The organism is Mesorhizobium waitakense (assembly GCF_056431085.1).
In genome coordinates this window covers 122,032-147,917 of sequence record NZ_JBWKME010000100.1, presented here as the reverse complement: position 1 = coordinate 147,917, position 25,886 = coordinate 122,032, and the positions used below count along the sequence as shown (strand labels likewise).

Annotated in this window: 21 protein-coding genes, 1 tRNA gene and 1 pseudogene; 7 read left to right on the top strand and 16 right to left on the bottom strand. The window is 62.9% G+C overall.

Features of this window, described 5'->3' with window-relative positions; translation table 11 throughout:
- Positions 1-2: 2 nt before the first annotated feature.
- From AC07FD_RS21675 to AC07FD_RS21640, 8 genes are all read right to left on the bottom strand, one after another.
- Positions 3-947: a carbohydrate ABC transporter permease gene (locus AC07FD_RS21675; RefSeq protein WP_478351481.1), complete on the bottom strand. Its 945-nt coding sequence runs from the start codon at positions 945-947 to the stop codon at positions 3-5.
- Positions 944-1,900 (bottom strand): carbohydrate ABC transporter permease, encoded by a 957-nt coding sequence (locus tag AC07FD_RS21670; RefSeq protein WP_478351480.1) that lies wholly within the window; start codon positions 1,898-1,900, stop codon positions 944-946. Before AC07FD_RS21670 ends, AC07FD_RS21675 begins: the two co-directional genes overlap by 4 nt.
- Positions 1,901-2,014: 114 nt before the next feature.
- A complete protein-coding gene (locus AC07FD_RS21665; RefSeq protein ID WP_478351479.1) occupies positions 2,015-3,268 on the bottom strand; it encodes an ABC transporter substrate-binding protein in 1,254 nt (417 codons plus the stop codon).
- A gap of 59 nt (positions 3,269-3,327) precedes the next feature.
- Complete coding sequence (locus tag AC07FD_RS21660; RefSeq protein WP_478351478.1) at positions 3,328-4,839, bottom strand: aldehyde dehydrogenase family protein; 1,512 nt, start codon at positions 4,837-4,839, stop codon at positions 3,328-3,330.
- Positions 4,840-4,853: 14 nt separating this feature from the next.
- Positions 4,854-5,630: an enoyl-CoA hydratase/isomerase family protein gene (locus AC07FD_RS21655; protein ID WP_478351477.1), complete on the bottom strand. Its 777-nt coding sequence runs from the start codon at positions 5,628-5,630 to the stop codon at positions 4,854-4,856.
- On the bottom strand, positions 5,623-7,224 hold the full coding sequence (locus AC07FD_RS21650) for an acyl CoA:acetate/3-ketoacid CoA transferase (RefSeq protein WP_478351476.1): 1,602 nt from the start codon (positions 7,222-7,224) through the stop codon (positions 5,623-5,625). Before AC07FD_RS21650 ends, AC07FD_RS21655 begins: the two co-directional genes overlap by 8 nt.
- Positions 7,221-8,237 (bottom strand): Gfo/Idh/MocA family protein, encoded by a 1,017-nt coding sequence (locus AC07FD_RS21645; RefSeq protein WP_478351475.1) that lies wholly within the window; start codon positions 8,235-8,237, stop codon positions 7,221-7,223. The genes AC07FD_RS21650 and AC07FD_RS21645 overlap by 4 nt, the downstream gene beginning before the upstream one ends.
- The gene (locus AC07FD_RS21640; protein ID WP_478351474.1) at positions 8,234-9,292 is read right to left on the bottom strand and encodes a LacI family DNA-binding transcriptional regulator; all 1,059 of its coding nucleotides are present in this window, start codon (positions 9,290-9,292) and stop codon (positions 8,234-8,236) included. Before AC07FD_RS21640 ends, AC07FD_RS21645 begins: the two co-directional genes overlap by 4 nt.
- A 240-nt stretch (positions 9,293-9,532) precedes the next feature.
- Between AC07FD_RS21640 and AC07FD_RS21635 the strand changes: the two genes are divergently transcribed.
- Both AC07FD_RS21635 and AC07FD_RS21630 read left to right on the top strand, forming a co-directional pair.
- Positions 9,533-10,693: a dihydrodipicolinate synthase family protein gene (locus tag AC07FD_RS21635; RefSeq protein ID WP_478351473.1), complete on the top strand. Its 1,161-nt coding sequence runs from the start codon at positions 9,533-9,535 to the stop codon at positions 10,691-10,693.
- Between the two features lie 73 nt (positions 10,694-10,766).
- Positions 10,767-11,573, top strand: coding sequence for a M15 family metallopeptidase (locus tag AC07FD_RS21630; protein ID WP_478351472.1), 807 nt, complete (start codon positions 10,767-10,769; stop codon positions 11,571-11,573).
- A gap of 62 nt (positions 11,574-11,635) precedes the next feature.
- Here the strand turns inward: AC07FD_RS21630 and AC07FD_RS21625 are convergent.
- Positions 11,636-11,710, bottom strand: a tRNA-Val gene (locus AC07FD_RS21625).
- Positions 11,711-11,908: 198 nt separating this feature from the next.
- Entirely contained in the window at positions 11,909-12,271 is a 363-nt protein-coding gene (gene cpdR, locus AC07FD_RS21620; RefSeq protein ID WP_006199474.1) for a cell cycle two-component system response regulator CpdR, read from the bottom strand.
- Between the two features lie 163 nt (positions 12,272-12,434).
- Here cpdR and AC07FD_RS21615 point away from each other — a divergent pair, with 163 nt between their 5' ends.
- Both AC07FD_RS21615 and hisN read left to right on the top strand, forming a co-directional pair.
- The gene (locus tag AC07FD_RS21615; protein WP_478351471.1) at positions 12,435-13,376 is read left to right on the top strand and encodes an N-formylglutamate amidohydrolase; all 942 of its coding nucleotides are present in this window, start codon (positions 12,435-12,437) and stop codon (positions 13,374-13,376) included.
- A gap of 316 nt (positions 13,377-13,692) precedes the next feature.
- Positions 13,693-14,466 (top strand): histidinol-phosphatase, encoded by a 774-nt coding sequence (hisN, locus tag AC07FD_RS21610; RefSeq protein WP_095084986.1) that lies wholly within the window; start codon positions 13,693-13,695, stop codon positions 14,464-14,466.
- 15 nt (positions 14,467-14,481) lie between these two features.
- Here hisN and AC07FD_RS21605 read toward each other — a convergent pair.
- The 3 genes and pseudogenes from AC07FD_RS21605 to AC07FD_RS21595 all read right to left on the bottom strand — a co-directional run bounded on the left by AC07FD_RS21605 (position 14,482) and on the right by AC07FD_RS21595 (position 15,926).
- Positions 14,482-15,310: pseudogene (locus tag AC07FD_RS21605) on the bottom strand (helix-turn-helix transcriptional regulator).
- Positions 15,311-15,515: 205 nt separating this feature from the next.
- The gene (locus AC07FD_RS21600; protein WP_478351470.1) at positions 15,516-15,767 is read right to left on the bottom strand and encodes a DUF1127 domain-containing protein; all 252 of its coding nucleotides are present in this window, start codon (positions 15,765-15,767) and stop codon (positions 15,516-15,518) included.
- A gap of 3 nt (positions 15,768-15,770) precedes the next feature.
- Positions 15,771-15,926, bottom strand: coding sequence for a hypothetical protein (locus AC07FD_RS21595; RefSeq protein WP_478351469.1), 156 nt, complete (start codon positions 15,924-15,926; stop codon positions 15,771-15,773).
- Positions 15,927-16,101: 175 nt separating this feature from the next.
- On the opposite strand from AC07FD_RS21595, the gene AC07FD_RS21590 reads away from it, so the two are divergent.
- Entirely contained in the window at positions 16,102-16,614 is a 513-nt protein-coding gene (locus AC07FD_RS21590; RefSeq protein WP_478351468.1) for a DUF1579 domain-containing protein, read from the top strand.
- 18 nt (positions 16,615-16,632) lie between these two features.
- Here the strand turns inward: AC07FD_RS21590 and AC07FD_RS21585 are convergent, their stop codons facing one another.
- Positions 16,633-17,610 carry an alpha/beta fold hydrolase gene (locus AC07FD_RS21585; RefSeq protein ID WP_478351467.1) on the bottom strand — a complete coding sequence of 326 codons (978 nt, stop codon included), beginning with the start codon at positions 17,608-17,610 and terminating at the stop codon, positions 16,633-16,635.
- A gap of 481 nt (positions 17,611-18,091) precedes the next feature.
- Here AC07FD_RS21585 and AC07FD_RS21580 point away from each other — a divergent pair, with 481 nt between their 5' ends.
- A complete protein-coding gene (locus AC07FD_RS21580; RefSeq protein ID WP_023759726.1) occupies positions 18,092-18,559 on the top strand; it encodes an Hsp20 family protein in 468 nt (155 codons plus the stop codon).
- Between the two features lie 54 nt (positions 18,560-18,613).
- Here the strand turns inward: AC07FD_RS21580 and AC07FD_RS21575 are convergent, their stop codons facing one another.
- A complete protein-coding gene (locus AC07FD_RS21575; protein WP_478351466.1) occupies positions 18,614-19,510 on the bottom strand; it encodes an MBL fold metallo-hydrolase in 897 nt (298 codons plus the stop codon).
- Positions 19,511-19,519: 9 nt separating this feature from the next.
- Positions 19,520-20,569, bottom strand: a complete 1,050-nt coding sequence (locus AC07FD_RS21570) for a threonine aldolase family protein (protein ID WP_095084577.1) — start codon at positions 20,567-20,569, stop codon at positions 19,520-19,522.
- Positions 20,570-21,037: 468 nt separating this feature from the next.
- On the opposite strand from AC07FD_RS21570, the gene gltB reads away from it, so the two are divergent.
- Positions 21,038-25,768, top strand: coding sequence for a glutamate synthase large subunit (gltB, locus tag AC07FD_RS21565; protein ID WP_478351465.1), 4,731 nt, complete (start codon positions 21,038-21,040; stop codon positions 25,766-25,768).
- The last annotated feature ends 118 nt before the right edge of the window (positions 25,769-25,886 follow it).

Below are 25,886 nucleotides of genomic sequence, written 5' to 3'. Positions count from 1 at the left end.
GATTATCCTTTGACGGCGCCAGCCATCAGACCGCGCACGAAATAGCGGCCGGCGAGCACGTAGACGAGAAGGGTGGGCAGTGCCGCGATCATCGCGGCCGCCATGTTGACGTTGTATTCGACGACGCCGGTCGAGGTGTTGACGACATTGTTGAGCGCCACCGTCATCGGCATCACGTCGCCAGAGCCGGCATAGGCGGAGGCGAACAGGAAGTCGTTCCAGATGTTGGTGAACTGGTAGATCACCGTCACCACGATGATCGGCAGGGAGTTGGGCAGCATGATGCGCCGGAAGATCTGGAAGAAGCTTGCCCCGTCGATCTGCGCCGCCTTAACCAGCTCGTTCGGAAACGTCTCGTAATAGTTGCGGAAGAACAGGGTGGTGAAACCGATGCCGTAGACGACGTGAACGAATACCAGGTTCACGGTCGGATTGCCGAAGCCGAAGGTGAAGCCGGTCGCGTTCTTCAACTTGACGCCGAACCTGCCGAAGCTGCCGAGGACCGTTGCCATCGGCAAGAGGACCGACTGGAACGGGATGAAGCAGGCAAACAGCATCAGCCCGAACACCAGCGTCGCCCCGCGAAAGCGCCACTTCGTCAGCACATAGCCGTTGAGCGCGCCGAGCAGGGTCGAGATGATGACTGCCGGAACCACCATCTTGATCGAGTTCCAGAAATAGCCCTTCATGCCGACGCAGGTCAGGCCCGAGCAAACTTCGCTCCACGCTTTTATCCATGGCTCGAAGGTCGGCGCTTGTGGCAGCGCCAGCATGTTGCCGTTCTGGATCTCGTCCATGGTCTTGAACGAGGTGACTAGCATGACGAACAGCGGCATCAGGTAGAACAGCGCGAACAGCGCCAGCAGCCCGTAGATGACGATGCGGTTGACGATCCTAGCGTTGACACCGCCGGAGGGTTGACGGGCGGGCGTGGTGATGGCGCTCATCGCGGCTTCTCCCGCAGTTCCGAATAGAGATAGGGCACGATGATGGCGACGATGGTCATCAGCATGATCACGGCGCTGGCCGAGCCGACGGCCATCTCGTTGCGCTTGAAAGTGTATTCATACATGAAGTTCGACGGCAGCCAGGCCGAGCCGCCCGGCCCGCCGCTGGTCAGCGCCACGACAAGGTCATACGACTTGATGGCAAGGTGCGCGAGCACGATGAAGGCCGACAGGAAGATCGGTCGCAGCAGCGGGATGACGATGCGGCGATAGAGCTGGAAGGTGGTGGCGCCATCGATCTGCGCTGCCTTCATGATCTCGCCGTCAATGCCGCGCAGGCCGGCCAGGAACATCGCCATGATGAAGCCGGAGGCCTGCCAGACGCCGGCAATGACCACCGTGTAGATGACGAAATCCTTGTTCTTGATCCAGTCGAAATGGAAGCTCGTCCATCCCCATTGGTGCAAGGTCTGCTCGAGGCCGAGGCCGGGATCGAGGAACCACTTCCAGGCGACACCGGTGACGATGAAGGACAGCGCCATCGGGTAGAGATAGATCGGCCGCAGCACGCCTTCGCCGCGGATCTTCTGGTCAAGCAGGATGGCCAGGAACAGGCCGAGTGCCAGGCAGATGAAGATGTAGAGAAAGCCGAAAATGCCCATGTTGGTGATCGACGTGTACCAGCTCGATGGCGGGTCGGTGTCGAAGGTCCAGCCCCACAGCCGCTGGTAGGCGCGCGAGCCGGTGATGACATAGGACGGGAAGGTCTTGGAGTTGGTGAAGGACAGATAGATCGTCCACAAGATGAAGCCATAGACGAAGATAATGGTGATGGCGAAGCTCGGCGCCAGCACGATCTTCGGCAGGGCATCCTGCAGGCGCGAGCGCACCGAGGCGCGCGGACGGGCGTGCTCCGGCGTCAGCTTGATCTGGCTTGTCGCTACCGTGCTCATAGGGCTCCTCCCGTCGACGCGAGGCCAACCAGGTTAGCCGATAAGAGGCTAGCCGAGTTCGCGGATCGGAGCCTTCCCCGCCGGGGCGGGGAAGGCGTTTTTGGTGTGTGGCGCTTACTTGGCGTCGTCGATCGCCTTGACCAGCTCGGTCACGGCCTCGTCCGAGGTCTTGATCTGGCCGTGGACGAACTTGGTCACGACATCCTTGTAGGCATTGGCGATCGCGGGCGGGGCGCCATAGCCCTGGGCCAGCGAACCGAACAACGTGCCCTTCTCGTTGGCGGCCTTAAGATCGGCGATGCCCTTCTTGCCGCAGGCGTCGAAGTCGGTGTCCGGAACGTCGGTGCGGGCCGGAACCGAGCCCTTGACGACGTTGAAGGCCGACTGGAAGCTCTTCGACAAAGTGGCGGTGGCAAGTGCGGCTTGGGCGGCCTTGCGGTCGTCAGATACGTCGAACATGCCGAACACGTCGGAATTGTAGACGACGCTGCCGTCGGTGCCCGGGAAGCGGTAGCACAGGAAATCGGTACCCGGGGTCTTGTTGGCGGCGTGGAACTCGCCCTTGGCCCAATCGCCCATGACTTGAACCAGGGCATCCCCCTTGATGACCATGGCGGTGGCGAGGTTCCAGTCGCGGCCCGAGAAGTTCGGGTCGACATAGGTGACGAGCTTGGCGAGGTTGTCGAACGACTTCTTCATCGTGTCGGACTTCAGCGATGCGTCGTCGAGGTCGTTGAAGGCCTTCTTGTAGAACTCAGGTCCGCCGGTCGACAGCACGACAGAGTCGAACATGGTGGCTTCCTGCCAGTTCTGGCCACCCAGGGCGAGCGGAATGACGCCGGCCGCCTTGGCCTTATCGAGCAGCGCAATAAGGTCGTCGAAGGTCTTGGGCTCGGTGCCGCCGATCTTGTCCATCACCGCCTTGTTGATCCACAACCAGTTGACCGAATGGACGTTGACGGGAACCGCGACCCATTTGCCGTCATAGACGGTAAACTTCTGCAGCGCCGCGGGAACAACCTTGTCCCAGCCCTCCTTGACGGCGATGGCGGTGATATCGCCCATCTTGCCGGCCGCCGCATAGTCGAGCGCGGTGTAGCCGAGCATCTGAGAAGCCGTCGGCGGATTGCCTGCAGCCACCATTGCCTTCAGCGCAACCATTGCGGGGTCACCGCCACCGCCGGCCACCGGCACGTCCTTCCAGGCATAGCCTTCCTTGGCAAGGTCCTGCTTGAGCACGTTGAGGGCAGCCGCTTCGCCGCCCGACGTCCACCAATGCAGCATCTGCACTTCCTTGACGTCCTCGGCATGGGCCGCGAAAGCAAGGCCCGATGCGAGAGCCGTTCCGATAAGAAGTTTGCGCAACATGTACTTCCTCCCTTGTTGCATCTACACGACCGGCGAATGTCCGCCGGGTTCTTCTCAACTCAGCCAACCCACCATCCGGTGCGTTGGCCGCGATGAAACTGGATTGTCTTTTCTTCGGTATAGTCCTCTACGGCGCGTTTGCCGAGTTCGCGTCCGAGACCGGACTGCTTGTAGCCTCCGAATGGCAGCTCGGGGTAACCTTCCATGAACGTGTTTACCCAGACGGTTCCCGAACGCACATTCCGCGCCACCGACATGCAGGTGTCGATGCTGGCGCTCCACACGCCCGCAGACAAACCATAAGGCGTGTTGTTGGCGATGTGCAACGCCTTTTCAATCGTTTCAAAAGTCAGCACCGAGAGCACCGGTCCGAACACTTCCTCGCGCGCGATGGCCATGTCCTCGGTGACGCCGCGGATGATGGTGGGATCGAGGTACTGGCCGGCATTCGAGGCCAACTGTTTACCACCGCTGTAGACACTGCTGCCGTTGCTCGCCGCTGCCGTAACATAGCCGGCTACCTTGGCCAGATGGTCGGACGAGATCATCGCGCCGACCTTGGTGTCGTCGTCGAGCGGATCGCCGACCGTCACTTTGGCGGTGAGCGCCTTGACCGCGCCGAGAAAATCATCGGCGATCGCCTCATGCACGATCAGGCGGCTGCCGGCATTGCAGCATTCGCCGGCATTGAAGAAGCCGCCGAACACGGCCGCGTCGGCGGCCGCTTCGAGGTCCGCGTCCGGAAAGACGATCTGGCCGTTCTTGCCGCCGAGCTCCATCGAGACTTTCTTCAACGATTGCGCGGCGGAGGCCATGGTCATCTTGCCGACGCGGGTGGAGCCGGTGAACGAGACCATTTCGACCAGGGGATGGCTGACCATCGGCGCGCCGACATCGGCGCCAAGACCGGCAAGGATGTTGACGACGCCGGCGGGCAGGCCGGCCTGCATCAGGATGTCACCGAGAACAAAGGTCGAGGCCGAGGTCATTTCGCTCGGCTTGACCACCGCCGTGCAGCCGGCGGCGAGCGCGAAGGGCAGTTTCTGGCTGACGATGAGGAAAGGGAAATTCCATGGCGTGATGATCGAGACCACGCCGATCGGCTCGCGCAGCACGACGCCAAGCATGGCGTCGCCGAGATTGGCGTAGGATTCGCCGTGCAGGGTGCGGGCGAGCGAGGCGGCATAGCGCCAGATGTCGACAGCACCACCAATTTCGCCGCGCGCCTGGGCGATCGGCTTGCCGGATTCCAGTGCGTCGAGCCGGGCGATCTCCTCCAGCCGCGTCTCGATCAGGTCGGCTGCCTTGAGCAGGATCGCAGCGCGCTCGGCCGCTTTCATGCGCGGCCATGGGCCGGTCTCGAACGCCTTGTGCGCGGCCTGCACCGCGGCTTCCACTTCGGCTTCGCCGGCCTGTGCATAGTTCGAGACGGTGAAGCCGTGGCCAGGGCTCTTGCGCTCCAGCGTGCGGCCATCGCGGGCATCGACATGTTTGCCGTCGATCAGCAGCCGATAGGTTCTTGGCGCTGCGGATGCCTCGGCGGGCATGATGATGTTGAGAGGGGCGTTCATCAGGTTTCGTTTCTCTAGGTTCTTGAGAATGCTGGTTTCTGCTTGGTCTTGAAAGCGCTGACGCCGGCTTTGAGATCGCCGGTCAGGGCGATGAAGCCGCTGGCCAGCGTTTCCGTCGCCGCGGCGCTTTCCTCGCCTTCGGCGACCGCGATCATCAGCTTGGCGGCTTCCGTCGCCAGCGGGCCGCGCTCGGCGATCTTTTCGGCCCAGGCCTTGGCTTCGGACAGGCCGCTGCCGGTTTCGACCACCCGGTCGACCACGCCGAGCGCCAGCGCTTCGGGAGCAAGCAGAATCTCGCCGCCCAGCGCCATGCGCCGCACCGTCTGCGCGCCGAAGCGGCGCACCGCGCGTTGCGTGCCGGACCAGCCGGGAACGACGCCGATCGAGGTTTCGGGGAAGCCCAATTTCACCTGTGTCTCCGCCACGCGGAAGTCGCAGGCGACCGCCAGTTCCAGCCCGCCGCCCAGCGCATGGCCGGACAGCACGGCGATGGTCGGCTGCCGTAGCCGTGCCAACCGGTCGAAGACACGATGGCCGTAGCGCACCCATTGCACCTGGAAATCGGCGGCACTCATGTGCGCCCACGCCTCGACATCGCCGCCGGCGCAAAAGCCCTTGCCTTCGCCGCGCAGCAGCACGACACGAACGCCTTCCGCCATCTCCGCTTCGTCCAGCGCTGCCTCCAGCGCGCGCAGCATCGGAATATCAAGCGCGTTGAATTTCTCCGGCCGGCGCAAGGTGACGATGCCGATGGCACCGTCCTGCTCGAAGGTGACGAGACGCTCAGCCATGCGCGCCTCCAAGCGAGGCGCCGCCATTCAGCGACAGCCCGATCGGCTGGTCCAGGTAGAGCGCTGCCGGTGTCGTCTTGAGATCCTTGGCGATGCCGAGCGGGATCTCGGCCTGGGCCAGCACGTCCCGCTGCAGGTCGATGCCGGGGGCGAGTTCGGTGACGACTAGACCCTCCGGCGTCAGCGTCATCACGCAGCGCTCGGTGACATAGGTGATGTCCTGTCCCTGCGCGACCGCTCGCTTGCCCGAGAAGGAGATGTGCTCGACCTCGTTGACCACCTTCTTGACCTTGCCCTCCTGGTCGATGCGGATGCCGCCATCGGCCAGGGAGAGCTTCGCGCCGGCGTTGAAGAAGCCCGAGAAGACGATCTTCCTTGCCCGCGCGGTGATGTCGACGAAGCCGCCGGCACCGGCGGTGACATGCGGCCGTGCCGACAGTTTCGAGACGTTGACCGAACCGTGGCGGTCGATCTGAAGGAAGGACAGCAGCGACGCGTCGAAGCCGCCGGCCTGGAAATAGATGAACTGGTGCGGCGAGGGCATGATCGCCTCGGCGTTGGAAGCGCAGCCGAACTTGAAGTCGAGCAGCGGCACGCCACCGACAGCACCCTGTTCGATCACCCAGGTGACCTTGCCGTGCTGGCCTTCCTCGAGGAGGATGCGCGGCACATTGGCCGAGATGCCGAAGCCGATGTTGACGGCCATGCCGTCGCGAAGCTCCAAGGCGACGCGGCGCGCGATCACCTTCTGCACGTTCATTTCGGCGTTGCGGAAGCTCGACAGCGGCCGGAAGACCTCGCCGGAGATTGCCGGATCATAGGGCGTCAGCGTCGTCTGCAACTGGTCGGGCGCGACGACGATGTGATCGACCAGCACGCCGGGCACGCGCACGTCGTGCGGCTTCAGCGTGCCGTTCTCGACGACGCGCTTGACCTGGGCAATGACGACGCCGCCATTGTTGCGGGCGGCGAGCGCCTGTTCCAGGCCGCCAAGATAGGCGCCCTCATGCTCGTAGGTGAGGTTGCCGCGCTCATCGGCCGTGGTGGCGCGGATGATCGAGACCTGCGGCACGATCGAGCGGAAATAGAGCCATTCCTCGCCGTCGAACTGCTGCACCGAAACGATCGGGTCCCTGGCGGCCGCGTTCATGGCGCAGCCCTGGTGGCGGGGGTCGGCGAAAGTGTCGAGGCCGACCTTGGTCAACACGCCCGGACGCTTGGCGGCGGCTTCGCGGTGCATGTCGAACAGGATGCCGGACGGCACATTGTAGGCAGCGACCGAATTGTCGCCGATCATCTTCCAGATCTGCGGCGGTTCGGACGAAGAGGGGCCCGACGGATAGGAGCCACACAATGTGCGCTTCAACAGGCCAGGCTTGGCCAGATGGTCGATGCCCTTGATGCCATACATGTCGCCGGCGGCGATCGGGTGCAGCGTGGTGATGTCTTTCGGATGGCCTTCGCCGTCGAAGCGTTCGCCGATCGCGGCCAGCACCGCGTCCGGGCAGCCGAGACCGCTCGACGACGAGACGGACACCACCATGCCGTCCTTGATCAGGCCTGCGGCTTCAGCGGCGGAAACGACCTTGCTCAATTCTTGCTCCCGAGTTTCGGGTCGATCTTGACGGCCTTGCCGGAGCTGGCCGATTGAAGGGCCGCTTCGGCAGCAGTGAGCGACCAGATGCCGTCCTCGCCGGTGGCGGAAGGTTGGCCTTCGCCACGGATCGCGGCGTGGAACTGACGCAGTGACCGGGAATAGAGGTCCTCGCGGTCGAAGCTCAGCTCCTCCTCGCCGTTGGCCGTGCGCAGCAACACCGAGCCGAGCGGTTTCTGCGTCATCACATTCCTGGCGATCAGCGAGCCCTCGGAGCCATGCACCTCGAAACCGGTGTCGGCGAATTTCGTGGTGAAGCCTTCATGCGACTGGGCGATGACGCCCGACTTGAAGCGCCAGATGCACATGGCGCCGTCTTCCAGCCCACTACCGGCCATGCCGGCCGACTGCGTGAAGGCCGAGACTTCGATGGGATCGTCGCCGAGCACGAAGCGCAGCGTGTCGGCATCGTGCACGGTTATGTCGAGTACCACGCCGCCGCCTGCTTCAGGCTTCGTGATGCGCCAGCCCTGCAGGTTTTTGGGCAGGTAGACGGCATGGAAGACGCGCGCGGCGATCGGCTTGCCGATGCGGCCGGCGGCGATGGCTTCGCGCATGGCGCGGTGTGCGCCGGCATTGCGCAGATGGTGATTGGTGCCGAGCACGATGCCGGCTGCCTTCGCAGCAGCGACCATTGTGCGCGCGCCGTCGCTGGTCAGCGCCAGCGGCTTTTCGCACAGCACATGCTTTGCTGCCTTGGCTGCGGCCAAAGCCTGCTCGAGATGCAGTTCGTTGGTGGTCGAGATATAAACCGCGTCGATGTCGGCGCCAAGCAGAGCGTCAAGCGTCGAAACAGCCAGCGGGATGTTGTTTTCCGCGGCATAGGCTGTGGCGCGCTCGGGGCTGGAACTCATCACCGCTGCGATCTCGCCATCACCCTGCGAACGGATGGCGTTGATCATGAACTGTCCGGCGATCGTGCTGGCGCCGATCAAGCCCCATCTGACGCTCATGCCGCATCCCCCATTCCTGCGGGCCTGTTTCGGGTGCGGCGATCCGGGCCGCAGCTTTCCCTGACCACCAGATTGACCGCACCGATATGATCTTCGGCCCGCGTCGTGCGCGACTGGATCATCTTAAGCATGACATGGGCGGCACGTTCGCCGAGGCCGGCCGTGTCCACCGAGACGCTGGTCAAGGCCGGCATGTAGTGCTCGGCCTCGACCACGTCGTCGAAGCCGACGACGGCGAAATCCGGTCCGGGCTCAAGCCCACGCTTGCGCAGCGCCAGCATGACGCCAAAAGCGACCGCATCGTTGAAGCAGAGTGCCGCGGTCGGCGGCTCGGATGTCGCGAGAGCGGTATCCAGACAGGCGATGCCGCCCCTGCGGCTGGTCTCGCCTTCGATCACGGTCATGTCGCGGGCGGCGATGCCAAGCGTCTCGCAGGCTTCACGAAAGCCGCCCAGCCGCTCTTGATAGACCACGAGGTCTGCCGAGCCGCCGAAGAAGGCCAGCCGGCGATGCCCCTTTCCGATGAGATGGGCGGCAGCCAGGTAGGCGCCGCGATGATTGTCGGGCGTGATCACCGGAATGCGGCTTTCGGGCAGCCGGCGCATGGCGAAGACGACCGGAACGCCCGCCATCTCCAGGCGGCGGAATGCGCCTGGCGTGGTGCCGCGCGCCGGCGACACGATGAGGCCGGCGACGCCTTGCTCCATCAGCGATTTGAGCACCTCTTCCTGGCGCACCGGATTTTCCGCCGTGTTGGCTATGAAAGGCACGATGCCGGCCGACTGGAAGACGCGCTCCATGCCTACCGCCAGTTCGGCGAAGAAGGGATTGGTGAGATCGTTGATGACCATGCCGATGACGTTGGAGTGAGCCTTGCGCAGATTGGCGGCGCCACGGTTGTAGACGTAACCGACATCCTCGATCGCCTTACGAACCTTGACCGCGGTCTCAGGCCGGATCAGCCCGCTGCCCTGGAGCACGAGCGACACCGTCGATTTGGACACGCCTGCTTCGCGGGCGATGTCGAATATCGTTGCCTTGGCCCGGCTGGCCATCCAGATGCATTCTCCCGCTTTTCAAGCCGATCTATTGGAACGTTCTAATCACTAACCCTATCTGGAGTCAATCGAGGTTCCTTCCGGATTTGAAAAATTGATCTGATGAGGCCTGCAAGCCCATTCCATATGGCTTTCCGTGTTGCGGCGCAGCATTTGCCCGCGAATGAGCCTTGAATCTTAAAGGTTCTTGATTTATTGGAACGTTCCATTTATAGGCACGGCGATAAGGAGAGATCGATGGACATTTCCTTGCCTGGTGAGGGTGGCCGCAGCAGCCGCTACACTCTGGTCGGCCAGCCGGTGCAGCCGGTGGTCGGCGCGCGGTTTTCGCGCATCGCCTATGCCGCGGCCCATGTCGTTGCCGATCCGCTGGCGATGACCGATCCGTGGTCGCAGCCGGTGGTCGATTGGGACAGGACGATGGCGTTCCGTCATCATCTGTGGCGGTTCGGCTTCCGCATCGCCGAGGCGATGGATACCTCGCAGCGCGGCATGGGGTTCGATTGGACAAATGCGCAGGAATTGATCCGTCGTTCGATCGCGGAAGCGCGCACCGTCGAAGGCGCGGATCTCGCCTCGGGTGCCGGCACCGACCACCTGGCGCCAAGCGCCGCCCGGACGCTCGACGATGTCATCGCCGCCTACGAGCAGCAATTCGCTTTCATCGAAGGGCTGGGCGGCAAGGCGATCATGATGGCAAGCCGCGCCCTCGCGGCGGTGGCCAAGGGCCCGGACGACTATGCGTGCGTTTATGACCGCATCCTGGGACAGGCCTCCGGCAAGGTCATCCTGCACTGGCTGGGCGACATGTTCGATCCGGCACTGAAGGGTTACTGGGGCAGCAGCGAGTTCGAGGCCGCGCTCGACACCGTCGTCGCCATCATCGAACGCCACGCCGGCAAGGTGGAGGGGATAAAAATCTCGCTGCTCGATGCCGGCAAGGAGGTCGCGCTCAGGAACCGGCTGCCGGACGGCGTCGTCATGTTCACCGGCGACGACTTCAACTATCCCGAGCTGATCGCCGGCGACAGCAGGAAGCACTCGCACGCGCTGCTCGGCATCTTCGATGCGATCGCGCCTGTCGCCAATGTGGCACTGGCGAAACTGGCGGACGGCGACCGTGCAGGCTATGACGCGCTGATGGCGCCGACCGTGCCGCTGTCGCGAAAAATCTTCGAGGCGCCGACCGAGTACTACAAGGCCGGCATCGTCTTCATGGCCTGGCTGAACGGCCATCAGGATCATTTCGCGATGGTCGGCGGCATGCAGTCGGCGCGGGGCATTTGCCACTATGCCGATGTCTTCCGCCTTGCCGACCAGGCCGGGTTGCTGGCCTATCCGGAACTGGCGGTGGCCAGGATGAGAAGTTTGTGTGCCGTCGCGGGCATCTCAGGATAAATGTGGGCTCGTCCCCTGATCCACATTCCCTTTCGTTTATGATCGAAATGGTAGGCGTGCGATTTCGGGGGCCATGCTGGCGATGAACCTAAGGATTTCCATCGTTTTCATGGTTTTGCTGGCGGCCATCCCTTTGTCAGCCGCGCAAGGCGGTGATGGTGTCGATCAGGCTGACGCCAAGGCTGCGCTGCTCGAAGCCTACCCCGGCCTTTTTACCATCTCGGGCAATACGGTGACGTGGTCGGATGGTGCCACGATGGTGTGGGATGACGGCAAGGCGCGCACAGCCGAGGAGTTGATCAAGTCCCCCGATATCGAGGACATGTTCCACTACGTTTATCCGACAGCCAGTGCCGGAGACCTTATCCCTGACGTGGATTTCGATCCCGGGCGGACTCGCAACGAGGCTTTCTTCAAGAAACTCTATGGGGCCAGTGCCGCGGCGGTCGGCCATCATTTAACAATCGTCAAATGGCTGCCCAAACTGGGCAAGTATTCGGTTCGGATAACGTCGCTCTTCGGTGTCGACGCGCGCCTCTCCAAAATCTCGAATGCCTTGCAGGATTTGCCCGTCGACATGAGCCGCTACGGCCTCAAGCCGGGCGGCGGTTTCAATTGGCGGGTCATCGCCGGCACGGATCAACTCAGCGTTCATTCCTTCGGGGCCGCATTCGACATCAATGTCGGTTATTCCGACTATTGGTTCTGGAATAAGCCCGACAGCAAGGGCCGTATCCCGTTCAAGAACCGCATTCCCTTATCAATCGTTAGGCTGTTTGAAAGGCAAGGTTTTATCTGGGGTGGGCGCTGGTATCACTACGACACCATGCACTTCGAATATCGGCCTGAATTGCTCCTCTACAAGGAAAAGCAGGGCTAGCCAGCCCTTGGATGCCTGGCCAGCGGATACTCGGCGCAATGTATTGATCGTCTGGGATTGGATGGTGGGCGTGACAGGGATTGAACCTGTGACCCCTGCAATGTCAATGCAGTGCTCTCCCGCTGAGCTACACGCCCATCCGAAGCCGCGCATACACCATTTTTGATCCAGCGCGTCAATAGCAGGAAAAAGGAAAGAAGGCGTCGTCTCGCCGCAGCGGTGACAAGGGCGCCGATGCCTAAAGCGCGTGGCGCTTTAGGTCTTTGTTTTCATGCATGTCGTTCCCCCAAAACCGGGGCCACTTTTAGGCGACATGCATTGGCTCAGAAAGCGGCTCAGGCCGCCTGCAGCATCTTTTCGACCTCGTTGACGAGGTCGCGCAGGTGGAACGGCTTCGACAGCACCTTGGCGTCTTTCGGCGCCTTGGAATCAGGGTTCAGCGCAACGGCGGCGAAACCGGTGATGAACATGACCTTGAGGTCGGGATCGATCTCGGTGGCGCGGCGGGCCAGCTCGATGCCGTCCATCTCCGGCATGACGATGTCGGTCAGAAGCAGCGAGAACGGTTCCTCGCGCAGCCGCTCATAGGCGCTGGCGCCATTGTCGAAATCGCTGACCTGGTAGCCGGCGCGCTCCAGCGCCTTGACGAGGAATCGACGCATATCGTCGTCGTCTTCCGCCAAAAGAATGCGTGCCATGATATCCCGTCCGAATCACCCGCTCGAGATTGCCGTTGGGCAAGCCCGTTAACCATCCTGTATATGAGGAGGTGAGGGTAAACATCAAGTGAACGAGAACCGGGATGGACCATATTTGCCCGGCCTGTCCTGCCGCTGAAATGCTGGACACGCGGCCAGCAAGGTGGCACCTTCACATCATGATGCACTGGTGTTTGCGGGTTCGCACAAATTGAAGACGGCAGCCGAGGATTTTTCGGTCTTTCCACCCTTCGAAATCCGTTCGGGCGCCGAGCAGCGCGTCCCCTTCCTTTTCAACTCACCACATAGCGGCCGCTACTATCCGGAGCGTTTCCTTGCCATGGCAAGGCTGGACCGCAACGCCATCCGCCGGTCGGAAGACTGCTATGTCGACGAACTGTTCGGCGGCGCCGTGGCGCTGGGGGCGCCGATGCTGGCGGCGAATTTCCCGCGCGCCTATCTCGACGTCAACCGCGAGCCATGGGAGCTCGATCCGCGCATGTTCGCCGAGCCGGTGCCGTCGTTCTGCAACATCCGCTCGGCGCGGGTGGCCGGCGGGCTTGGCACGGTGCCCAAGCTGGTCGGCGAGGGGCTCGATATCTATTCCGGCCGCTTGCCGCTGTCCGAAGCGGTCGCCCGCATCGAGGCCGTCTACAAGCCCTATCATGAGACGCTGAAACGGCTTTTGACCAGAACCCATGCGCGTTTCCGCTTTGCGGTGCTGATCGACTGTCATTCGATGCCGGCGAGCATCCGCGTCGGCGACAACGGCTTGCGGCCCGACTTCATCATCGGTGACCGTTTCGGCATCTCGGCCACCGCGGCCCTGACCGAGACCGCGATCGGCCTGCTCACCGCCATGGGCTACACCGTCGCCCACAACAAGCCCTATGCCGGCGGCTTCATCACCGAGCACTATGGCCGCCCTGCGCGCCATCTCCACGCCCTCCAGATCGAGGTCAATCGCGGGCTCTACATGAACGAGCGGACATTCGAGAAGGCCGCCGGCTTCGACGCGCTGGCCGACGATCTGTCGCGATTTTCGGCGGATCTGATGGCAATGCCGGACCATCATTTCATCGACCTGCCGCTGGCGGCGGAGTGAAACCTTGGTCCGGGGTGCTCCGGCGTAAAAAAAGACCGCATCGTTTGCACGATACGGTCGAAGTCTAGGGAGGAAACGCCCAAGGAGGGCATGGACAGGAAAACCTGTCCGAGGCTGAGGGTATTGTGCGCTGCACAAATGTCAAGCGACCTTCAGGCTTTTTTAATTCACTCTGATGTGGAAATTGCTTTTCGGTGACGCTTGTGTGACATCCGGGCAACAGGTGCCGTCGCGGAAAAATCGTCGAACACCCTTGTTAAGGCAGGAAATTGGCGGCAGAGCACGGCTCGGGCATGCTGCAATGCGGGAGAATCAGTTGGACATCAGCATCGATTTCATGCGCCGCATCGCGCGGGCGGCGGCAGCGGAAACCTTGCCGCGCTTCCGCAGCCAGGGCGCCGTCGCCAACAAGGAAAAAGGCAGTTTCGACCCGGTCACGGAAGCCGATCGCGAGGCCGAGCGCGCCATCCGGGCGCTGATATCGGCTGAGTATCCCGACCATGGCATCCTTGGCGAGGAGCACGGCAGCGAAAACATTTCGAGCAAGCATGTCTGGGTGATCGACCCCATCGACGGCACGCGCGCCTTCATCTCCGGCCTGCCGGTGTGGGGGACGCTGGTCGGACTCACGGTCGACGGCGATGCGGTTGCCGGCATGATGTCGCAACCTTTCACCGGCGAGCTCTACTACGCCAACGCCTCGGGCTCCCACTATGAGGGGCCGGGTGGCCCGCGCAAGCTGACAACACGCAAGACGACGAAGCTCGCCGACGCGACGCTGTTCACCACCACGCCGGCACTGTTCAAGGGCGAGGCGCGCGAGCGCTACGACCAGTTCGAAAAGCAGGTGCAGCTCGCCCGCTACGGCACCGATTGCTATGCCTTCGCCATGATCGCATCGGGAAGCGTCGATATCGTCGCCGATCCCGGATTGAAGCCGTACGACATCGTGGCGCTGATCCCGATCATCGAAAAGGCCGGCGGCGTGGTCACCACATTCGACGGTGGGCCGGCGGAGAAGGGCGGCGATGTCGTCGCAGCGGCGACGCCGGAGCTGCATGCGGCCGCGATGGCTGCGCTCCGAGGCTGACTTCCTGGAATTGCTTCAGCGCGGCTTGATCGAGCGCTGGAACTCCGCCGGGGTGCGGCCGTAAACCTGCCTGAATGCGGAGCTGAAATGGCTGTGGCTGGAGAAGCCGAGGTCCATGCCCAGCGTCGTCAGATTGTCGTAGCGGCCAAGCAGGTCGAGCGCGCGCCAGCCGCAGGCGCAAATGATAACGGTAGAGCGGCATGGCCTCGACCAGTTGGAACACCTGCGTCAGGTAGACCGGCGAGACCCTGACCTCGGCGGCAATTTCGGCCAGCGTCCAGCGTCGCGACAGATCCGAGGACAAAACGAGCTTGGCGCGGTCGACCAATTTCTGTCGGCCCGGGCTGGCGCCGGCGACATGCGAGGTCTCCTCGCCGAGAGAGCGCCGCACCAGCGTCAGCGCCAGGGTTTCGGCCTCGAGCGTTTCGGCTACGTTGCGGCTCAAGCTGTGGCGTAGCAAAGCCACCAAAGCCTGCGCCCGCGGGTCGATACGCCGGCGTTGGCGGCGAAACGCCGAGGTGGCGCCGGTGCGCAATTGCTCCTTCGGCACCAGCTCCAGCAGCTGTGCCTCCTCGACGACGAGATCGAGGCAGGCGTCGCCACCGTCGACGGGGTGGCTGATCCGATAGGCTTCCGCCTCGTTGAAGAACAGCAGCTGATTGGCTTCGGCGACGGCGTCATTGCGGCCGACATGGCGCACGAAGACGCCGCGATAGGGAAACACCAGATGCGTCGCCGACGTGCACTCTTCCTCGCTCCTGTGCCGGCATTCGCCGCTGCAGACGACGTCGCGCACCCTGACAGTGCCGGTGTCGAGAAGCGGCTGGACCGTGAATTGCGATATGGCCATTGCGTTGTTTTCCTGCGCCGGGCCATGGGTCCTGCATCGGCACTCTACGCAATCGGCCTACCCATTCCTGTCAGGAGACTTCCAGGCAGGCTGCTTCTCAAAGCGCGTCGCGTCAAAATGGATTCACGCGACGCGCTTTGAGTTTTTGTTTCACGCATGTCGTCGCCCCAAAACGGGGACCACTTTTCGGCGATATGCATCAATCCCACAGCCGGCGCGTGAATTCTGAGTAGGCTTCGCCGCGCGACAGACCGATGTCCTTGAGTTGGTCGTCGGTCATCTCGAGCAAAGCGCGGCGGCTTCGGCGCCTCTCCATCTGACAGCTGATCCAGCCAGCCGTCGCAACGAATTGTGCGTACAAAGTCTGGCGAATGGTCACGGTGCGGATTGTCGGCGCCTGCGTCGGCACCGTGCCGGCCAGGCATTGCGTCGCCGTATGATCAGGGCGCATCGCTCAGTCCTCCCTGGTGCCGGCTGCCGAGGCGCCGGCTTCGTTCAGCGCTTGTGCGCATTCCTCGCAGCAGACTTCGACGGTCCTGCCGCCGACCTTGACGCGGATCGGGTTGGCGTCCAGCTGGCAATCGCAGGCGGCGCAGGTTTTCTCGGTCATGATCTCATCTCCTTGGCGTTCAGTTCGACGCGGGCAGATGAGCACTCCGGGACGGCGCGGGCTGTCAGAATCTTTAGCACTTTGCATCCCGCGGGCAGCGCCGGCCCATCCCTACTGACAACAGGGTGTCAGTTGGCACCGACTATGGAAGGGCCTTTCCAGAGGAGGACCAGACATGCCGATGCAATCAACAGCCAGCCACGCCAATGACACTCCAGCGGACGGCCGCAGCGATTTCGACTTCTTCTTCGGCTGCTGGAATGTCAGCCATCGAAGGCTGCAAAAGCGCCTTGCGAGTGACACCAACTGGGACGAATTCGGCGGCACATGCGAGGTGCGCCCGCTCCTCGGCGGTCTCGGCAATGTCGACGACAATGTGATCGAGCTGCCGGGCGGCGCCTATCGCGCCGCAGCGGTGCGGACCTTCGATCCGGCGACACGGCAATGGTCGATCTGGTGGATCGACGGCCGCAACCCGCTAACCATCGATGTGCCGGTGCGCGGCGCGTTCATCGACGGTGTCGGCACGTTCCTGTGTGACGACGTCTTCGACGGACGGCCGACCCAGGTTCGTTTCCTCTGGTCACGGATGATGGAGAATTCGGCGCGCTGGGAACAGGCCTTTTCGCTTGATGGCGGCACGAGCTGGGAGACCAACTGGGTCATGGAGTTCGCCCGCCAGGCGTGAGCCGGGGATCGGCGTCTGTCAGGCCGTAGGGTCGTCGCTGCCGGGAATGAAGGCATCGAAGGCGGCGAGGAGTTGCTCGCGGTACATGTCGGCCTCCTGCAGGATTTCGTGGCGGGAGCCGTCGATCATCAGCAGCGAACCGAGCCGCAGACGCCTGGCATAGGCTTCCACCGCCTTGGTCGAGACGACCTGGTCGGCGCCGGCGGCGATTATCAGCATGGGGACCTGAATGCGAGCCATGAAGTCGGGGTCGCTGACAGCTTCGGATGCTTTGGCGGCGGCCTGCAGCCAGCGGATGGTCGGGCCGCCGAGCGCCAGCTGCGGGTACTCTTCGTAGATCCGCGTGTTGCGCCGGTAGCGCACCGGGTCGGACGTCAGCTTGTTGGTCTCGAAAGGGGCCGGCATCTTCGGCCGTGGACCCCAGGCGGCATAGAGCCTGCCAAGGCCGAGCGCGCAGAAGAACGAACAGACGCGCCGAACCGTCGATATCGAGACCGGCAGGTCGGGCACGGTCAGGAATGGCGCGATCAGCACCATGCGCCGCACGCGGTTGACCATAGACGGCGTGGCAAGCAGCGTGATCACCGCACCGGCTGAATGGGCGAGGATGTAGTAGGGGCCGCGGCAGTCGGGCAGCACGATCTCCTCGAAGAACTGCTCCAGGTCGGCTGTGTAGTCGCGGAAGCTACGGACATAGCCGCGCTGGCGATCGCGGATCAGACGGGAAGAATCGCCCTGGCCGCGCCAGTCGAGGGTGGCGACGCCAAAGCCACGGTCGGCAAGATTGCGGATGGTTTCAAAATATTTTTCGATGCACTCGTTGCGGCCGGTGAGCACGACCACGGTGCCTTTCAACGGGCGAGTGACCGCGCCGAACAGGCCGTAGCGGATCTTCTTGCGGTCGCGGGTGGTGAAGAAGCCGCCACTGGCGTTTTCCGGTCGTGGATTGCCCTCGATTTCGTGAAAAAGGGGGATGTCTTGGACAATATCCGTCATTCGGCGCTTCGTGCTCGGCGTCTCGCGTGCCCGCCCGTGCAGGCTGGCTCCGCTAAAGGTGATAGACGCCCATGCGCCAAAAGCAAAGGAATTCCCGGTGACGCGAGACCCACAAAGGGGAAGGCCGGAAGCCGCTTGAAAGCGTGCTTCCGGCCTCTGTCGATCCGGGAGGAAGGGACGTTACACCCCGGTCGGCCTCGTTGCGGCGCCTGTTATTCAGTCGGCGCCCGCCAGTCCTTGATCTTGGGCCCACTCTAGCGCCGGCTGTCTGAACGCGCGCCGAAGCGCCGGTTCATCTGCCGTTCATCAACGACCAGCCGCACGGGTTTTTGCCGACAGGAGAAATCTTGAAATGCATTCGAGCGCTCCCCAAATGTCGGATGCGGTCGCCAATATCGGGGCCGCTGGTCCAGCCGAAACGCCGCTCAAGGGTTTCGCACCGGCCATACGCAAACCATGTTGCTCAACAGGAGAACACCTCATGCGTCACGTTGACTTTTCCCCGCTCTATCGCTCGACCGTCGGCTTCGACCGTCTCTTCACCATGCTCGATTCGCTTGCGCAGCCCGATGGCGCGCAGACTTATCCGCCCTACAACATCGAGCGCACCGGCGAGGATTCCTACCGGATCTCGATGGCCGTTGCCGGCTTCTCGGACGAGGAAATCTCGATCGAAGCCCATCGCAACGTGCTGACGGTAAAAGGTGAGCGCAAGGACGAGGGCACCGGCGAAGGTTCCGAACTGCTCTATCGCGGCATTGCCTCTAGGGCTTTCGAACGCCGCTTCCAGCTTGCCGACCATGTTGAAGTCGTCGGCGCCGCGCTGAAGAACGGCCTGCTGTTCGTCGACCTCAAGCGCAACATTCCCGAGGAGTTGAAGCCGCGCAAGATCGCGATCACCTCGGCTCCGGCCAAGGCCAAGCAGATCGAGGCCAAGACCGCCAACTAAACTGATAGCCTCCCAAGGCAAAGGCGGCGCTGAAAGGCGCCGCCTTTCTTATGTTCAGCTGGCAGTCCCCGAAGCCACCACGGCGTCAACGTTTTGTCGGTGAACGGCCTCGTATGGCGCGAAATAACCGACGGCACCGGAGGCGAACACTTCGGCAGCGAAGGCTCTCAAATCTTGCCTCACCAGATCGGGCTCGTGTCGGCAGCGAAGCAGCTTTTCGACATAGGATCGGGTAGCGGCAATGAACTCGCGACCGTACCCACCGGATTGGATCATCTGCAACGAACCGTGATTGGGTAGGATGCGGTCAAAGGTCCAGCCGGCCATGCGTTCGAGATCGTCCAGATGTTTAGTCAGCTGTTCCGGTTCGCCGACATAAGTGATCGGATCTTCAAGCGTATCGCCGGCAAAGAGCAGACCGGCGCTGGGCATGACCAACACGGTACCGTCGTGACTGTGGATTTCGACGTGCCGAAGGTCGACCGCTATCGACCCGACCATGAGGTCGAGATTGCCGTCGAATGTCCGATTCGGAAGGATAAGGGGTCTGATCGGCGGGTTCTCATTTTCCAGTTTGGTCCGGTTCTCTGCGAGAGCAGAGGCTGTGAGGTTGTTGGCGATGATTTCGCAATCCCGGAACACCTCGTTGCCGGCGACATGATCATCATGCCAATGACTGAGGACCACCCGCATCGAGGTGACGCCCATACCCTCTAGCGTTTGCCGGATGATCCGGGCGTGCTGAAGCGAAATATGCGTGTCATAGACAAGCGCTTCCGAGCCATCGACAATTGCATAGGTGCAAATGCCAAGGGCATAGGCGCCGTCATCGAGCCAATTGGGCTGATCCGACCAGCCGCGAACGCCCTCTATCCGGCCGTCATAAAAGCCGAGCACGTTTGGAGCGGGGCGGATCAGCCGCATAGTCGAGCCGAGCGGTGACATGGTCATAGGAAAAGCTCAAGCGATCAGGTGGCCAAGGTGGTCGATCTCTTCGGTCGTGGTCGCGAAGCTGGCGACGAAACGGTAGATCACTTCATTGTCGCCGAGGTGGCTGTCGAAGCCCTGCGGCAAACCCCATTCGTAGAATTTTGCCCCGGCCGCCTGCAGCTTTTCGGCTTTGGCGCGGTCGAGGATCGCGAACACTTCATTGGCCTGCGGCAGCCAGGCCAGCCGGCCTGCCGGTGCATCCTCGATCGTCGCGGCCAGCCGCGCGGCCATGGCATTGGCGTGGTGCGCCATCCTCAGCCAGAGATCGTCGGTGAAATAGGCTTCGAACTGAGCCGAGATGAAGCGCGCCTTGGAAAAGGTCTGCCCGGCCCGCTGGCGAAGCAGGCGCAGGTCACGTGCCACGTCGGGGTTCAGGACCACCACAGCATCGGCCATCCAGCAGCCGTTCTTGGTGCCTCCGAAGGAGATGATATCGACGCCGCTCTTCCAGGTCATTTCTGCGGGACTGATGTCCGTCGCCGCAATCGCGTTGGCGAACCGCGCTCCGTCCATGTGCAGAGGCAGGCCGTGACGGCGGCTGACTTCGGCGATCGCCTTGACATCGTCGACGGTGTAGACGGTGCCGACCTCGGTCGCCTGGGTGATCGTCACCGCCATCGGCTGGCCGGCGGGGGCGAGGTCTTGCGAGTAGCGCGTGATGGCCCGGTCGAGGGCCTGCGGATTGATGCGCCCCAGTGGCCCCGGAACCGGCGACATGCGCGCTCCACCGGTGTAGAAGCCCGCGGCGCCGAATTCATCGACATTCATGTGCGCTTCGGAATGGCAGAAGGCGACGCCGCCGATGCGATTGCACGCCGCCATGGACAGCGCGTTGGCCGCCGTGCCGGTCGCGACGAAGAACACCGCGACATCCCGTTCGAAAATCTCGCTGAAGCGCCGGTAGACGGCGCGGTCGAGCTCGCCGTCGCCATAAGCCGTGGCGATGCCCGCGGCATGCCGGGATAAATTGGCAGAGATGTCGGGATGGACGCCCGCCCAGTTGTCGGATGCAAAAAACATCAGGAATCCTGCTTCGGTTGAAAACGGCGCGACCTTGGCTGCTTTGGGGTTTCACGCGCAAGGGCCACGTGTCGGAAAAGCGGTAAAGCCAGCCGGATCCGAAAAGCGGCTGTGATCGAAGCTTACGTTTTTCCTCAACTTCACGTAATTTTATGTCGCTGGCGGCTCAAGTTTTTTGTGAATCGGTCTTGTGTGCGTCCAGGATTTCTGTCATAAAAATTTAGGACAGTAGTGCTGTCTTATTTTGTCGCACAAAACGAGCTGGATTGGCGTATCATTTGGGCCTCTCCGGCTGTTGCTGCGGGCGACAGGTTGGACAGCCAGACGCTGGCCTGTACGAATACGAACCATGCGGAAAGCCGCCTGGTTCGGCAAGGATTTCGCAAGACGTGCCGCAAGGATCAGGGTGAGCCAGGCGCTTGCCGGGGCAGACCAGCGCCCGAAGGGCTGGGAATGGAGGACCAAGAGATGACGGACATGACGCACTCTGCGACGAACGGCCAGGCCGCGCAGACGAAAGCGGCAACCGTCAAAACCGCGTCCCGAACCAATACTAGCCGAACCAACATCGGCGCCCAAGGCCTCTACGACCCGCGCAACGAGCATGATGCCTGCGGCGTCGGCTTCATCGTCAACATGAAGGGCGTGAAGTCGCATCAGATCGTCGAGGACGGCCTTGCCGTGCTCGAAAACCTGACGCATCGCGGCGCTGTCGGCGCCGATCCGTTGGTCGGCGATGGCGCCGGTGTGCTGGTGCAACTTCCCGACCGTTTCTTCCGCGAGGAGATGGCGGCCCAGGGCATCGAACTGCCGCCGGTAGGTCAGTACGGCGTCGGACACTGGTTCATGCCGCAGGACGCGGCACTTCGCGCCCATATCGAGGACATCATCGCCGAATCGGCGCAGTCCGAGGGGCTTCCGCTCATCGGTTTCCGCGACGTGCCCGTCGACAATTCGTCGCTGTCGAAGGCGCCGGACATCGTCGCGTCCGAACCGTTTCATCGGCAGGTCTTCATCGGCCGCACCGCTGACATCCCCGATGACGAGGAGTACGAGGCCAGACTCTATCTGCTGCGCAAGGTCATATCGGGCCGCATCTACGCCGAGAACGACAACAAGGACATCGGCTCCTACTGCGTGTCGCTGTCGGCACGCACCATCGTCTACAAGGGCATGTTCCTCGCCTATCAGGTCGGCGCCTATTACAAGGACCTGACTGATCCGCGCTTCGAAACCGCGCTGATCCTCGTCCACCAGCGCTTCTCGACCAACACGTTCCCGTCGTGGAAGTTGGCGCATCCCTACCGCATGGTCGCCCACAATGGCGAGATCAACACTGTGCGCGGCAACAACAACTGGATGGCGGCGCGCCAGGCGTCGGTCGATTCCGAACTGTTTGGCAACAACATCTCGAAGTTGTGGCCGATTTCCTATGAAGGCCAGTCCGATACCGCCTGCTTCGACAATGCGCTCGAATTCCTGTTCCAGGGTGGGTACAGCCTCAGCCATGCCATGATGATGCTGATCCCGGAAGCCTGGGCCGGCAACAAGCTCATGGATGCCGATCGCAAGGCGTTCTACGAATACCACGCCGCGCTGATGGAGCCGTGGGACGGACCGGCGGCGGTGGTCTTCACCGATGGCCGCCAGATCGGCGCAACGCTCGACCGCAACGGATTGCGCCCGGCGCGCTACATCGTCACCGACGATGACCGCGTCATCATGGCTTCGGAAGCCGGCGTACTCCCGGTGCCGGAAGATAAGATCGTCAAGAAGTGGCGGCTGCAGCCCGGCCGCATGCTTCTGATCGACCTGGAGAAGGGGCGCATCGTCTCCGACGAGGAGCTCAAGTCGGAGATCGCGACCAAGCATCCCTACAAGACCTGGCTCGCCAACACGCAGCTGATCCTCGAAGACCTGAAGCCGGTCGAACCGCGCGCGCTGCGCAAGGATGTCAGCCTGCTCGATCGCCAGCAGGCGTTCGGCTACTCCCAGGAAGACACCAAGCTGTTGATGTCGCCGATGGCGACGACGGGCCAGGAAGCCGTTGGTTCGATGGGCACCGATACGCCGATCTCGGCGATGTCGGACAAGTCGAAGCTGCTCTACACCTATTTCAAGCAGAACTTCGCCCAGGTCACCAACCCGCCGATCGACCCGATCCGCGAGGAACTGGTGATGAGCCTGGTGTCCTTCATCGGGCCGCGGCCGAACATCTTCGACCTGGTCGGCAATTCGCGCCGCAAGCGGCTTGAGGTGCGCCAGCCGATCCTGACCAATGGCGATCTGGAGAAGATCCGTTCCATCGGCCATACAGAGGACCGCTTCGACACCAAGACGATCGACATCACCTATGGCTCGAATGAAGGAGCCGCAGGCATGCAGGGCGCCATCGACCGCCTGTGCGAGCGGGCGGAGGCGGCGGTCGCCGGCGGCTACAACATCATCATCCTGTCCGACCGCCAGGTCGGGCCGGACCGCATCGCCATCCCGGCGCTGCTGGCGACGGCCGCGGTGCACCACCACCTGATCCGCAAGGGGCTGCGCACCTCGGTCGGCCTCGTCGTCGAATCCGGCGAGCCGCGCGAAGTGCATCATTTCTGCTGCCTTGCCGGCTATGGCGCCGAGGCGATCAACCCTTACCTCGCCTTCGACACGCTGCTCGACATGCACAAGCGCGGCGAACTGCCGAAAGAGGTCGACGCCTACGAAGTCGTCACGCGCTACATCAAGTCGATCGGCAAGGGCATCCTGAAGGTGATGTCCAAGATGGGCATCTCCACCTACCAGTCCTATTGCGGCGCGCAGATTTTCGACGCCATCGGGCTGAAGACCGATTTCGTGCAGCAGTATTTCACCGGTACCGCGACGCTGATCGAAGGCGTCGGGCTGGACGAGATCGCGACCGAGACGCTCAGCCGCCACAATGACGGCTTCGGCAACGATCCGGTGCTGCGCAACAGCCTGGAAGTCGGCGGCGAATACATGTTCCGCATGCGCGGCGAGGCGCATATGTGGTCGCCCGACGCGGTCGCTACCCTTCAGCACGCCGTGCGCCAGGGCTCGTGGGAGACGTTTAAGGACTATTCCGCCCAGATCGACAGCGAGACGGCCCGAGCCCAGACCATTCGTGGCCTGTTCAGGATCAAGCTGGCCGAAGAAACCGGCCGCAAGAAGGTCGCGCTCGACGACGTCATGTCGGCGGCCGACATCGTCAAGCGGTTCTCGACCGGGGCGATGTCCTTCGGCTCGATCTCGCGCGAAGCGCACACCACGCTGGCGCGCGCCATGAACGCCATTGGCGGCAAGTCCAACACCGGCGAGGGCGGCGAAGAGGCGGACCGCTATCTGCCGCTGCCCGGCGGCGGCAAGAATCCGGAACGCTCGGCGATCAAGCAGATCGCCTCGGGCCGTTTCGGCGTGACGGCCGAATATCTCGTCAATTCCGACATGATGCAGATCAAGGTGGCGCAGGGCGCCAAGCCCGGCGAGGGCGGCCAGCTGCCCGGCCACAAGGTCGACGCGACCATCGCCAAGGTCCGGCACTCGACGCCGGGCGTCGGCCTGATCTCGCCGCCGCCGCATCACGACATCTATTCGATCGAGGACCTGGCGCAGCTGATTTACGATCTGAAGAACGTCAATCCGGCGGCCGACGTGTCGGTCAAGCTGGTCTCGGAAGTCGGCGTCGGCACGGTTGCGGCGGGCGTGGCCAAGGCGCGCGCCGACCACATTACCATCTCGGGCTATGATGGCGGCACCGGTGCCTCGCCGCTGACTTCGCTCAAGCATGCCGGCAGCCCGTGGGAAATGGGCCTTGCCGAGACGCACCAGACGCTGGTGCTGAACGGCTTGCGCTCACGCGTGGCGCTGCAGGTCGATGGCGGCTTGCGCACCGGCCGCGACGTCATCGTCGGCGCGCTGCTCGGTGCCGACGAGTTCGGCTTCTCGACCGCGCCGCTGATCGCGGCCGGCTGCATCATGATGCGCAAGTGCCATCTCAACACCTGTCCGGTCGGCGTGGCGACGCAGGATCCGGTGCTGCGCAAGCGCTTCAAGGGCACGCCCGAGCATGTCATCAACTTCTTCTTCTATGTGGCGGAAGAGGTGAGGGCGCTGCTCGCCGAGATGGGCTACACCCATATCGACCAGATCATCGGCGACGCCGACCTGCTGGAAAAGCGCGACCTGATCGTCCACTGGAAAGCGCGCGGGCTCGATTTCTCGAAGATGTTCTTCAAGCCGGACGCGCCGCATGAAGCGGTGCATTGGACCGAGCGGCAGAAGCACCCGATCGACGATGTGCTCGACCGCAAGCTGATCGAACTGGCGAAGCCCGCGCTCGAAAGCAAGCAGCCGGTCAAGATCGAGGTCGACATCCGCAATGTCGATCGTTCGACGGGCGCCATGCTGTCGGGCGAAGTGGCCAAGCGCTTCAAGCACAAGGGCCTGCGTGAGGACACGATCTCGGTGAAGCTGACCGGCACCGCCGGCCAGTCCTTCGGCGCCTTCCTGGCGCGCGGCATCTCGTTCGATCTCGTCGGCGCCGGCAACGACTATGTCGGCAAGGGCCTGTCGGGCGGCCGTATCGTCATCCGGCCTCCGGAAGAGGCCAAGATCGTCGCGGCGGAGTCCATCATCGTCGGCAACACAGTGCTCTATGGCGCGACCGAGGGCGAGGCCTATTTCGCCGGCGTCGCCGGCGAGCGTTTCGCCGTGCGCAATTCGGGCGTGGCCGCCGTCGTCGAAGGCGTCGGCGACCATGGCTGCGAGTACATGACCGGCGGCATTGTCGTCGTCATCGGCAAGACCGGCCGCAACTTCGCTGCCGGCATGTCGGGCGGCGTCGCCTATGTGCTGGACGAGGCGGGCGATTTCGCCGAGCGCTGCAACATGGCGATGGTCGAGCTGGAACCGGTTCCGGAAGAAGACGACCTGATGGAAAGGCTGCTGCACCATGGCGGCGATCTCGACCACAAGGGTCGTGTCGACGTCTCCGGCGACATGACCAGCCATGACGAGGAGCGGCTCTACCAGCTGATCTCGAACCATGTGCACTACACCGGTTCGGTGCGCGGCCGCGAAATCCTCGACGACTGGACGACCTTCCGGCCGAAATTCCGCAAGATCATGCCGGTCGAATACCGCCGCGCACTGATCGAGATGGAACGCATGCGCATGGGCGTTGCGGCGGAATAGACTTTGCAGTTGCCGGGAGGCCCAGGTTTCCCGGCCCACTTTCATCGACAGTTTGACCTCGAAGGCAAGGTTGCCATGGCTGCCTCAAGAGGTTAACGGGTGCGGCGAAAACCGCACC

Excerpts from the sequence above, each read along its gene's own strand:
- AC07FD_RS21630 (WP_478351472.1), top strand. The coding sequence starts at position 10,767 with ATGCTGGCGATGAACCTAAGGATTTCCATCGTTTTCATGGTTTTGCTG.
- AC07FD_RS21570 (WP_095084577.1), bottom strand. The coding sequence starts at position 20,569 with ATGTTTTTTGCATCCGACAACTGGGCGGGCGTCCATCCCGACATCTCT.
- AC07FD_RS21655 (WP_478351477.1), bottom strand. The coding sequence starts at position 5,630 with ATGGCTGAGCGTCTCGTCACCTTCGAGCAGGACGGTGCCATCGGCATC.
- AC07FD_RS21675 (WP_478351481.1), bottom strand. The coding sequence starts at position 947 with ATGAGCGCCATCACCACGCCCGCCCGTCAACCCTCCGGCGGTGTCAAC.
- AC07FD_RS21665 (WP_478351479.1), bottom strand. The coding sequence starts at position 3,268 with ATGTTGCGCAAACTTCTTATCGGAACGGCTCTCGCATCGGGCCTTGCT.
- AC07FD_RS21600 (WP_478351470.1), bottom strand. The coding sequence starts at position 15,767 with ATGCGCCCTGATCATACGGCGACGCAATGCCTGGCCGGCACGGTGCCG.
- AC07FD_RS21670 (WP_478351480.1), bottom strand. The coding sequence starts at position 1,900 with ATGAGCACGGTAGCGACAAGCCAGATCAAGCTGACGCCGGAGCACGCC.
- gltB (WP_478351465.1), top strand. The coding sequence starts at position 21,038 with ATGACGGACATGACGCACTCTGCGACGAACGGCCAGGCCGCGCAGACG.
- cpdR (WP_006199474.1), bottom strand. The coding sequence starts at position 12,271 with ATGGCACGCATTCTTTTGGCGGAAGACGACGACGATATGCGTCGATTC.
- AC07FD_RS21595 (WP_478351469.1), bottom strand. The coding sequence starts at position 15,926 with ATGACCGAGAAAACCTGCGCCGCCTGCGATTGCCAGCTGGACGCCAAC.
- AC07FD_RS21660 (WP_478351478.1), bottom strand. The coding sequence starts at position 4,839 with ATGAACGCCCCTCTCAACATCATCATGCCCGCCGAGGCATCCGCAGCG.
- AC07FD_RS21590 (WP_478351468.1), top strand. The coding sequence starts at position 16,102 with ATGCCGATGCAATCAACAGCCAGCCACGCCAATGACACTCCAGCGGAC.
- AC07FD_RS21635 (WP_478351473.1), top strand. The coding sequence starts at position 9,533 with ATGGACATTTCCTTGCCTGGTGAGGGTGGCCGCAGCAGCCGCTACACT.
- AC07FD_RS21645 (WP_478351475.1), bottom strand. The coding sequence starts at position 8,237 with ATGAGCGTCAGATGGGGCTTGATCGGCGCCAGCACGATCGCCGGACAG.
- AC07FD_RS21585 (WP_478351467.1), bottom strand. The coding sequence starts at position 17,610 with ATGACGGATATTGTCCAAGACATCCCCCTTTTTCACGAAATCGAGGGC.
- AC07FD_RS21640 (WP_478351474.1), bottom strand. The coding sequence starts at position 9,292 with ATGGCCAGCCGGGCCAAGGCAACGATATTCGACATCGCCCGCGAAGCA.
- AC07FD_RS21580 (WP_023759726.1), top strand. The coding sequence starts at position 18,092 with ATGCGTCACGTTGACTTTTCCCCGCTCTATCGCTCGACCGTCGGCTTC.
- AC07FD_RS21575 (WP_478351466.1), bottom strand. The coding sequence starts at position 19,510 with ATGACCATGTCACCGCTCGGCTCGACTATGCGGCTGATCCGCCCCGCT.